General features: G+C 66.3%; 9 protein-coding genes. 3 read left to right on the top strand and 6 right to left on the bottom strand.

What is annotated here, in order from left to right; all coding sequences use genetic code 11:
* From DBR20_RS01375 to DBR20_RS01390, 4 genes are all read right to left on the bottom strand, one after another.
* Positions 1-972 (bottom strand): PLP-dependent cysteine synthase family protein (locus DBR20_RS01375; protein ID WP_108264926.1); only part of this gene is annotated, 972 nt, incomplete at its 3' end.
* 303 nt (positions 973-1,275) lie between these two features.
* The gene (locus DBR20_RS01380; protein ID WP_108264927.1) at positions 1,276-1,512 is read right to left on the bottom strand and encodes a YdcH family protein; all 237 of its coding nucleotides are present in this window, start codon (positions 1,510-1,512) and stop codon (positions 1,276-1,278) included.
* A gap of 323 nt (positions 1,513-1,835) precedes the next feature.
* On the bottom strand, positions 1,836-2,720 hold the full coding sequence (locus DBR20_RS01385; RefSeq protein WP_108264928.1) for an OmpA family protein: 885 nt from the start codon (positions 2,718-2,720) through the stop codon (positions 1,836-1,838).
* Positions 2,717-3,082 (bottom strand): DUF4398 domain-containing protein, encoded by a 366-nt coding sequence (locus DBR20_RS01390; protein ID WP_089238584.1) that lies wholly within the window; start codon positions 3,080-3,082, stop codon positions 2,717-2,719. The genes DBR20_RS01385 and DBR20_RS01390 overlap by 4 nt, the downstream gene beginning before the upstream one ends.
* A gap of 121 nt (positions 3,083-3,203) precedes the next feature.
* Here DBR20_RS01390 and DBR20_RS01395 point away from each other — a divergent pair, with 121 nt between their 5' ends.
* The 3 genes from DBR20_RS01395 to DBR20_RS01405 all read left to right on the top strand — a co-directional run bounded on the left by DBR20_RS01395 (position 3,204) and on the right by DBR20_RS01405 (position 7,224).
* Positions 3,204-4,331 carry a PilT/PilU family type 4a pilus ATPase gene (locus tag DBR20_RS01395; protein WP_100554661.1) on the top strand — a complete coding sequence of 376 codons (1,128 nt, stop codon included), beginning with the start codon at positions 3,204-3,206 and terminating at the stop codon, positions 4,329-4,331.
* 129 nt (positions 4,332-4,460) lie between these two features.
* The gene (locus DBR20_RS01400; protein ID WP_108264929.1) at positions 4,461-5,744 is read left to right on the top strand and encodes a putative DNA modification/repair radical SAM protein; all 1,284 of its coding nucleotides are present in this window, start codon (positions 4,461-4,463) and stop codon (positions 5,742-5,744) included.
* Entirely contained in the window at positions 5,725-7,224 is a 1,500-nt protein-coding gene (locus DBR20_RS01405) for a UdgX family uracil-DNA binding protein (protein WP_108264930.1), read from the top strand. Before DBR20_RS01400 ends, DBR20_RS01405 begins: the two co-directional genes overlap by 20 nt.
* Before the next feature lie 33 nt (positions 7,225-7,257).
* On the opposite strand, the gene maiA is transcribed toward DBR20_RS01405, so the two are convergent.
* Together maiA and DBR20_RS01415 are read right to left on the bottom strand one after the other, a co-directional pair.
* Positions 7,258-7,926, bottom strand: a complete 669-nt coding sequence (maiA, locus tag DBR20_RS01410; protein ID WP_108264932.1) for a maleylacetoacetate isomerase — start codon at positions 7,924-7,926, stop codon at positions 7,258-7,260.
* A 14-nt stretch (positions 7,927-7,940) separates the two neighbouring features.
* Positions 7,941-8,930 carry a fumarylacetoacetate hydrolase family protein gene (locus tag DBR20_RS01415; RefSeq protein ID WP_108264931.1) on the bottom strand — a complete coding sequence of 330 codons (990 nt, stop codon included), beginning with the start codon at positions 8,928-8,930 and terminating at the stop codon, positions 7,941-7,943.
* Positions 8,931-9,465: the final 535 nt, after the last annotated feature.

Raw genomic sequence — 9,465 nt, forward strand, 5'->3', positions numbered from 1 at the left:
CTCAAGGAAGCCGTTGTCCAGCATCCAGTAGTCGTTGTACATCTTCGACAGGTACTTGTTGCCGGTATCCGGCACCAGCACCAGCACCTTCTTCGGCGTGGTCTGCTCCTTGCAGTACTTCAGCGCCGCCGCCAGCAGGGTGCCGGTGGAAGATCCGCCAAGGACGCCTTCCTTGGCCAGCAGCTCGCGCGCGGTATGGAAGCTCTCGGCGTCGGTGATGGCATAGGCCTTGGTGACGCGGCTGAAATCGGAGATCGAGGGCAGGAAGTCCTCGCCGATGCCTTCCACCAGCCAGCTGCCCGACTTGTCGTTGAGCACGCCGTCGTTGATGTATTCGGCCAGGATGGAGCCGACCGGGTCGGCCAGCACCAGCTCGGTCTTCGGCGACAGCTTGGCGAAGGCGCGCGACAGGCCGGTCATGGTGCCGGAGCTGCCGCAGCCGAACACGATGGCATCCAGATCGCCGCCCATCTGCTCGAGGATCTCCGGGCCGGTGCCGAATTCGTGTGCGGCCGGGTTGTCCGGGTTGCCGAACTGGTTGATGAAGTACGCGCCCGGTGTCTGCTCGGCGATGGTCTTTGCCAGGTCCTGGTAGTACTCCGGGTGCCCCTTGGCCACGTCCGAGCGGGTCAGGCGCACTTCGGCACCCATCGCCTTCAGGTTGAAGATCTTTTCCCGGCTCATCTTGTCCGGGACCACCAGGATCAGCTTGTAGCCCTTCTGCTGGGCCACCAGCGCCAGGCCCAGGCCGGTGTTGCCGGCGGTGCCTTCGACCAGGGTGGCGCCGGCCTTCAGGTCGCCGCGCTTTTCTGCCGCCTCGATCATCGACAGACCGATGCGATCCTTGATCGACCCGCCCGGGTTGGCGCTTTCGAGCTTCAGGTAGAGCTCGCAGACGCCTGCATCCAGGCGCTGGGCCTTGACGATCGGGGTCTGGCCGATGAGTTCGAGCACGGAAGAATGGATGGGCATTCGGGGGACTTCGGTTCGCGCCACGCAGGGCCGGACCGATGATTATCCGACGGATGGCGACGAAAGTCAGGCCGGTTCGATGCCAAGGCGGCGGCCCACGGAAAAAGGGATGCGGACGGCCCCGGATCGACGAGGAGACCGGTACCGCCCGCATCGGGGGACGTGCCTGCAGAGCCAAGGCACCACCGCATGTGGTGCCTTGGCGCGACGTCTGCGTTCAGCGGCGCCGCGTTGCCAGGTCAGGAGTGCCTGGCAGGGCCATCGATGGCCGGGTCATGCCATTCCTGGCACGACGGGGGTGCGTCAATGCGTGGGGGACGACGTTGCGAGCGGTGTTTCATACATTCGCAGAAGGCGTTGCTTGGCCAGCAGCTTCTCGCGCTTCATTCGACCCAGGGTGACATCATCGATCGGGAGTACACCCAACTCCGCATCCATGCACTTCTTGTTCAACTTGCGGTGCTGGTCATGGAGTGACCGGAACTCCGGATCGCGCGCGCGACGGGCGTCGATCTCGCTCTGGGGCTGATCTTCAAACATGATGGACCTCCTTCGACAGATACACGAACGCCCCGGCCGCAAGGCACGGGGCGTTGTTCATGGAGGAGTGCCGGTCGATGCCCACATGGGTGCCCACAATGACGCGCGGCACTGGCCTGCGCACGTCGATCTGCTGCGGTTCGCGCCCTGCTTGCATCGGCCCGGCCCTCCCATCGTCCGGTCCGCGTTATTGCGTCCCGGACAATTGACCCTACGCTTGCTCTGGACCGGGTTCAAGCCCCTGCGGCAAAAAGACCGAACCCCGCCGAGGCGGGGTTCAGGCTGAATACTCAACACAACGAAAAACAAACGATATCAAGCAATTACGGGGCGATCACGACCTCGGCCGAGCGGGCCCGGGTGGAGGCGCCCTTCTTGCCAGCGACCTGGATCCGGCTGCTGGCGACGCCGGCCGAGACCAGCGCATCGCGCAGTGCCTCGGCCCGCTTCTGGCCGACGCCATTGGCGCTGTCGTAGGCCTCGATGCGGATCCTGCCCTTCTTGCCGATGTTCACGTACTCGGCCAGGGCCTTGGCCTGGTTGCGGGCGCCAGCGGACAGGCTCGAGGCCCCGGCAGCGTAGGCGTCACCGGCAAAGGTGAAGACCTCGCCGCGGCCATCGAACTTCGAGCCCGGCAGCTTCTGCCCGGACACCAGCTCGGCTTCCTCACGGGCCAGCTTGGCCGCGTTCTGCTGGGCCGAGCTGAGGCGCTGCTGCTGCTTGCCGGCCACGCTGGTCAGGGCGTTCTCCGCATCCTGGCGGGCCAGGGTCTCGGCCTCGGCCGCCTGGCGCAGGCGTTCGGCCTCTTCTGCCTGCATCTGCGCCTGCATGCGCAGCTGCTCGGCTTCCTGGCGGGCGCGGGCGGCATCGCGGCGGCTGGCCTCGATCAGCAGGTCGCTGCGGGTGCGCTCCAGGCGGTCCACCTCGCGCGCAGCCAGCGCAGCCCTTACGGCGGTCTCGGCGATCTCGACCCGGCGCTCGGCCAGGTAGGTGGCCAGTTCCTGGTCGCGGCGCTTGGCCTTCTCCAGGGTGGCGATGGCCTGCTGCGCCTGCATGCGCTCGAAGGCGCCCAGCTCGGCGGTGTCCGGATTGGCCTGGATCGACAGCAGGCGCTGGCTGAGCTGGCCGACCATCGGGTTGTCCGCGGCCAGGGCCAGCGTCGGCAGGGCCAGCAGTGTGGCAAGGGTCAGGGCGGAGATCGTCTTCATCGGCGGTCCTCCCCGGTCGACAACTGGCGTTGCAGCTGGTTGACCTCGTTGCGGCGCAGCTGCAGCTGTGCGGTCGCCGTGGCTTCCTCGCTGCGGGCGCGGGCGAGATCGGCGTCAACGGCAGCGCGCAGGGCCATGGCCGGTGCGTTCTTGCGCTCGCGGCGGTCGCCCGCGGCACGCTGGGCCTGCTCCAGTCCCTGACGGGCCAGCCCGATCAGGTCCGGGGCGTACTGGTCGGCATCGGCCTGGGTGGCTTTGTCCACCGCCTGCCGGGCCTGCGCCAGTTCCAACGCGCCGTCCTGCGCCCAGGCGGGGGCAGAGAGTGCGAATGCAAACGCCATCACATACAGGCTGTGGCGCATTCGTGCGAAGCTAAGTCGTTTCATTGGGGAGGCCGTACCGGTTGTCGGTTCGCGGCCATTGTCGTCAAGCCGGTACCGTGCTTGCAACGGGCACCGGCAGTTTCGTTGGGGAAAATTCGCAATGGATATCGGCTACTTCCTGAAGCTGATGACCGAAAAGAACGCTTCGGACATGTTCTTGACCACCGGCGCGCCGGTCTACATCAAGATCGAGGGCAAGCTGTATCCGCTCGGCAATACCGGCCTGCCGCCGGGAATGGTGAAGAAAATCGCCTACTCGCTGATGGACGAGGGCCAGGTGCCCCAGTTCGAGCGCGAGCTGGAGCTCAACATGGCCATCGCCCTGGCCGATGCCGGGCGTTTCCGCGTCAATGTGTTCAAGCAGCGCGGTGAAGTGGGCATGGTCATCCGCGCCATCCGCAGCCGGATTCCGAGCATCGAAGAGCTCAACCTGCCGCAGGTGCTGAAGGACGTCATCATGACCCCGCGCGGGCTGGTGCTGGTGGTGGGGTCCACCGGCTCCGGCAAGTCCACCTCGCTGGCGTCGATGATCGACCATCGCAACAGCACCACCACCGGTCACATCCTCACCATCGAGGACCCGATCGAGTACCTGCACAAGCACAAGATGTCGATCGTGAACCAGCGCGAGGTCGGGCTCGATACCCATACCTTCCACGACGCGCTGAAGAATGCGATGCGTGAAGCACCCGACGTGATCCTGATCGGCGAGATCCTGGATGCGGAAACGATGGAGGCCGCCATTGCCTTCGCCGAAACCGGCCACCTGTGCCTGGCCACCCTGCACTCCAACAACGCCGACCAGACCATCGAGCGCATACTCAACTTCTTCCCGGAAAGCGCGCACAAGAACGTGCTGATGAACCTGGCGCTGAACCTGCGTGCGGTGGTCAGCCAGCGCCTGGTGAAGAACAAGGAGGGGCGCCGCCTGCCGGCCACCGAAGTGCTGATCAACACGCCGATGATCCGCGACCTGCTGCGTCGCGGCCAGGTGCACGAGATCAAGGCAGCAATGGAGGCCTCGCTGGAAGAAGGCATGGAGAGCTTCGACCAGTGCCTGTTCCGCTTGGCCAAGAACGGCACCATCGATCAGGAAGAAGCACTGCGCGCGGCCGACTCACGCGATGGGCTGGCGCTGAAGTTCCGCCTGTCCGAAGGCGGCAGCGGCGAGCATGATCCGTATGCGGACTTCTCGGCCGGCGCGCCGAGTATTACCCACGGGTTCTGACCGCACGCCCGCCGGGCATGGCCAGGCGCTACCACCACGCGTCCGGTAGCGCCGGCCATGCCCGGCGGAATTCTGAAGGATTAAGGGGCGGTCTCATCCAATGAGACCTCTTGTCCGTAGGTTCCTTCAATGGAAACCATACGCAAGCTGGCCATCCTTGCCGACGCCGCAAAATACGACGCGTCCTGCGCCTCCAGCGGCGCGGGCAAGCGCGATTCGCGTGCTTCTGGCGGCATCGGCAGTACCGAAGGCATGGGTATCTGCCACAGCTACACGCCCGATGGCCGCTGCGTGTCGTTGCTGAAGATCCTGCTGACCAACTTCTGCGTCTACGACTGCGCTTACTGCGTGAACCGGGTGTCCAGCAACGTGCAGCGCGCGCGTTTCAGCGTGGACGAGGTGGTCACGCTCACCCTGGACTTCTACAAGCGCAATTACATCGAGGGCCTGTTCCTTTCCAGCGGCATCATCCGCAATGCGGACTACACGATGGAACGCATGGTGGAGGTGGCACGACGGCTGCGCGAGGAGCATCGGTACGCCGGCTACATCCACCTGAAGACCATCCCCGAGGCATCGCCCGAGCTTCTGGCCGCTGCGGGTCGTTACGCCGATCGCCTGTCGATCAACGTTGAACTGCCCACCGAAGCGGGCCTGGCCACCCTCGCCCCGGAAAAGACCAGCACATCGATCCGCGGCGCGATGGGTGAGCTGCGCTGGCGCATTGAAGAAGCCAAGGAGGCCCGCAAGGCGCCGGCGGTGATCGCCCCGCTATCCACCCGCAGCGCACGCCCTCGCCCGCCCCGCTTCGCCCCTGCCGGGCAGAGCACGCAGATGATCGTCGGCGCCGACGGTGCCAGTGACCAGCAGATCCTGAACAGCGCCGACAGCCTCTACGGCAACTACCGCATGCGCCGGGTGTACTACTCCGCCTTCAGCCCGATTCCCGATGCGAGCCGCCAGCTGCCGCTGCAACCGCCCCCGCTGCAGCGCGAGCACCGGCTGTACCAGGCCGACTGGCTGCTGCGCTTCTACGGCTATGGCGTGGAGGAGATCACCGACACCACCCAGGGCGGCATGCTGGACCTGGACATCGATCCGAAGATGGCGTGGGCGATCCGCCATCCGGAGCGCTTCCCGGTGGACCTGAACCTTGCACCGAAGGAGCTGCTGCTGCGGGTACCCGGCTTGGGCGTGCGCAACGTCAAACGCGTGCTGATGGCGCGCCGCCACGGCCGCCTGCGGGTGACCGACCTGGCCCGGCTGAAGGCGCCGATGAGCAAACTGCTGCCGTTCGTGCAGCTGGCCGACCACCATCCCCGCAACGCGCTGGATGATCCGGCAGCGCTGCGTGCGAAGCTGGCCCCGCCGCCCCGCCAGGGCTCGCTGTTCGATGCCGCGCCCGCTGCCTGAGATGCAGCGCTGGTCGCTGCGGGTGGACCCGCCGTGGTCACTGGACGCCTGGCGCAACGCAGCGCGGGAGGCGTTGCTGCGCGGCGTGCGCCCTGAACAACTGGACTGGCTGGTGGATTCCGAGCCGTCATTGCTGGATGCGCCGGCCGTACAGCAGGCGCCGCTGCCGGACGACGCCACCGCACCGAACGTGCCACGCGACTTCGTGGAACTGGCCGCGACCTGCCTGTGCCATCGCGATCCGCAGCGCCTGCCGTTGCTGTATCGCCTGCTGTGGCGCATCGCCCACGGCGAACGTACGGTGCTGTCCAATCCTGCCGATGCCGATGTGCTGCGTTTGATGGCGCTGGCGCAGGCGGTGCGCCGCGATACGCACAAGATGAAGGCCTTCGTGCGCTTCCGTGAGGTGCCCGGCGAGACAGACGCGTTCATCGCCTGGTTCGAGCCCGATCACAACATCGTCGACCGCGTTGCACCGTTCTTCGCCCGCCGTTTCGCCGGCATGCGCTGGGCGATCCTGACGCCCACGCGCAGCGTGCAGTGGGATGGCAGCGCGCTATGGTTCGGCGATGGCGGCACCCGCCAGGATGCCCCCGCCGAAGACGCACGCGAAACGCTGTGGCAGACCTATTACGCCAGCATCTTCAATCCGGCGCGGCTCAACACGCGGATGATGCAGCAGGAAATGCCCACCCGATACTGGAAGCATCTTCCCGAAGCGCAGCTGCTGCCTGGCCTTGTGCGCGATGCGGCCAGCCGCGTGCAGGAGATGCACGATCGGCCGGCGCAGGCGCCGCAGCGACGTATTCCAACACGACCGAGCGGTGCAGCCGATGCCGATGCGGACGATGGCAGCCTGCAGGTACTGCGTCAGCAAGCGGCTGCCTGCCGGCAGTGCCCATTGTGGGAAGCGTCCACCCAGACCGTGTTCGGCGAAGGTCGTGCCGATGCACGCATCATGCTGGTGGGCGAACAGCCCGGCGATGTCGAGGACCTCAGTGGTCGCCCCTTTGCGGGACCGGCGGGCAAGCTGCTGGACCGCGCGCTGCAGGAACTGGGCATCGAGCGCAGCACGCTGTACCTGACCAACGCGGTGAAGCATTTCCACCACGAACGGCGCGGCAAGGTGCGCCTGCACAAGCGCCCTGAGAGCCGTCATGTGCATGCCTGCCGGCCGTGGCTGCAGGGCGAGATAGCACGCGTGAAACCGCAGGTGATCGTCTGCCTGGGTGCTACGGCAGCAACCGCGTTGTTCGGCAGCGGCTTCAACCTGATGCGCGACCGTGGCCGCTGGCTCACGCTGGAGGATGGCACCCGTGGTTACGCCACGGTGCATCCGGCCTGGGTGCTGCGGCAGAAGGATGAAACGCGGCGCGAGGACGCCTACAGGCTGTTCCGCGACGACCTGCGGCAGCTGCTGGTGGCCGATTCCGCGCCCGCCGGGCATAGCCCGGCACTACCGCGCGACGGAGACCGGTAGCGCCGGGCCATGCCCGGCGAGCACAGCGGCACGTCAGGCAGCGTCGATCTGGTTTTCCGGGCGTGCACCCGTGAAGGCGTCCAGCTGCTGGCAGGCGGTCTCAATCCGGCGGAGGATCGGGTACGGCGCCAGGTCCAGACCGAAGCGGTGCGCGTTGTACATCTGCGGCAACAGGCAGATGTCAGCCAGACCCGGGCGGTCACCGTGGCAGAACGTGCCGGTGTCCGCGCTGGCGGCCAGCATCGTCTCCATCGCCGCGAAGCCCTCGGCCATCCAGTGCAGCGTCCATTGTGTGCGTGCATCGGCCGGCTGCTGCAGATCGCGCTCCAGGTACTGCATCACCCGCAGGTTGTTGATCGGATGGATGTCGCAGGCCACCAGCTGCGCCAGCGCCCGCACCCGTGCGCGGCCAGCGGCATCGGCCGGCAGCAGCGGCACCTGCGGGAAGCGCTCTTCCAGATACTCCAGGATCGCCAGCGACTGGGTCAGCACGTGCCCGTCATGCAGCAGCGTCGGCACCAGCTGCTGCGGGTTGAGCCCGCGGTAGGCGTCATGGTGTTGCTCACCGCCCTCGCGCACCAGGTGCACCGGTCGAGCTTCGAAGGCCAGGCCTTTCAATGCCAGACCGATGCGCACGCGGTAGGCGGCGCTGGATCGCCAGTAGGTGTACAGCACGATGCCGTCGTCGACCGGAATCTCCATCGCCGCCTCCATGCTCAGGGCTTGGCCGCCTGCTCGATGCGCTGCTCGATCGCACCGAAGATGCTGTTGCCAGCGGCGTCGAGCATCTCGATGCGTACCACGTCGCCGAAGGACATGAACGGCGTGCTCGGCTTGCCGTCGCGCAGGGTTTCCACCACGCGCTGTTCGGCGAAGCAGGACGCGCCCTTGCTGGTGTCTTCGTTGGCGATGGTGCCCGAGCCGACGATGGTGCCGGCGCTGAGCGGACGCGTCTTCGCCGCGTGCGCGACCAGCTGGGCGAAGTTGAACTGCATGTCGACACCGGCTTCCGGCGCGCCGAACCACTTGTCGTTGATGTGGGTCAGCAGCGGCAGGTGCACCTTGCTGTCCTGCCAGGCAGCGCCCAGCTCATCGGGGGTGACGAACACCGGCGACAACGCCGAGCGCGGCTTGGACTGCAGGAAACCGAAGCCCTTGGCCAGCTCGCCCGGGATCAGGTTGCGCAGCGAGACATCGTTGACCAGGCCGATCAGCTGGATGTGGCCGGCGGCCTGCTCCGGGGTAGCCGCCATCGGCACGTCGTCGGTGATGACCACGATTTCCGCTTCCAGGTCGATGCCATAGTCCTCGCTGACCACCTTGACCGCATCGCGCGGGCCGTAGAAACCGGCGCTGGTGGCCTGGTACATCAGCGGATCGCTGTAGAAGCTCTCCGGCACCTCGGCGCCGCGGGCGCGACGGACGCGCTCGACGTGCGGCAGGTAGGCGCTGCCATCAACGAATTCATAGGCACGCGGCATCGGCGCGGCCAGGGCCTGCGGGTCCAGGTCGAACACGCCATCGGCGTCACCGGCATTAAGCGAGTCATACAGGGCGTTCAGGCGCGGAGCCAGATGGCTCCAGTCCTCCAGGGCCAACTGCAGGGTGGCGGCGATGCCGGTGGCGCGTACGCCGTGGCGCAGGTCACGCGAGACGACGATCAGGGTGCCGTCGCGGCCGCCTTCCTTCAAGGAACCAAGCTTCATGGTGGGTGTCCGGAGTCGTGGGCAAACAAGTTTCAAGTGTAATCAAATATCCGGTGCAGCCAAGCTGCAGCGCGGCATCGCCTCACACTACCGTAGTGGGGGGTGTTAGGCAGGGCTGCGCCCTGCACCTGCAGAAGCTTTCAAGCCACAGCCGAAGCAACGGCCGAAGCGGCATTCCGTGGGATGGCGGGGCGGTGTGGGCCTGCAGGACACGCCGTGAACCCATCCATGGGGGCTCGATGGCGCCATCCATGGCGCCAACGGTCCTGCAGGCCCACACCGCCCCACCCTCGACAGTTTCCCGACGACGGTTGGTAGATCCACGCCATGCGTGGATGGATCTCCATCGAAATCAAATATTTCGACAATTGAACGAAGAGCATCCACGCACGGCGTGGATCACCGTGTCGACCAAGGTCGACACCCACCCAGAGCAGGCCATGCCATTCCGACAGATCGCAGGAATCTGTCGAAGGCGGGGTGGGTCCGGTTGCGGGGGCGTGAGCGCCATGGATGGCGCGACCGAGCTTACAGG

Origin of the sequence: Stenotrophomonas sp. HMWF023, assembly GCF_003060985.1 — a bacterium.
Lineage (GTDB): Bacteria > Pseudomonadota > Gammaproteobacteria > Xanthomonadales > Xanthomonadaceae > Stenotrophomonas > Stenotrophomonas lactitubi.

Excerpts from the sequence above, each read along its gene's own strand:
- DBR20_RS01380 (WP_108264927.1), bottom strand. The coding sequence starts at position 1,512 with ATGTTTGAAGATCAGCCCCAGAGCGAGATCGACGCCCGTCGCGCGCGC.
- DBR20_RS01385 (WP_108264928.1), bottom strand. The coding sequence starts at position 2,720 with ATGAAGACGATCTCCGCCCTGACCCTTGCCACACTGCTGGCCCTGCCG.
- DBR20_RS01390 (WP_089238584.1), bottom strand. The coding sequence starts at position 3,082 with ATGCGCCACAGCCTGTATGTGATGGCGTTTGCATTCGCACTCTCTGCC.
- DBR20_RS01395 (WP_100554661.1), top strand. The coding sequence starts at position 3,204 with ATGGATATCGGCTACTTCCTGAAGCTGATGACCGAAAAGAACGCTTCG.
- DBR20_RS01400 (WP_108264929.1), top strand. The coding sequence starts at position 4,461 with ATGGAAACCATACGCAAGCTGGCCATCCTTGCCGACGCCGCAAAATAC.
- DBR20_RS01405 (WP_108264930.1), top strand. The coding sequence starts at position 5,725 with ATGCCGCGCCCGCTGCCTGAGATGCAGCGCTGGTCGCTGCGGGTGGAC.
- maiA (WP_108264932.1), bottom strand. The coding sequence starts at position 7,926 with ATGGAGATTCCGGTCGACGACGGCATCGTGCTGTACACCTACTGGCGA.
- DBR20_RS01415 (WP_108264931.1), bottom strand. The coding sequence starts at position 8,930 with ATGAAGCTTGGTTCCTTGAAGGAAGGCGGCCGCGACGGCACCCTGATC.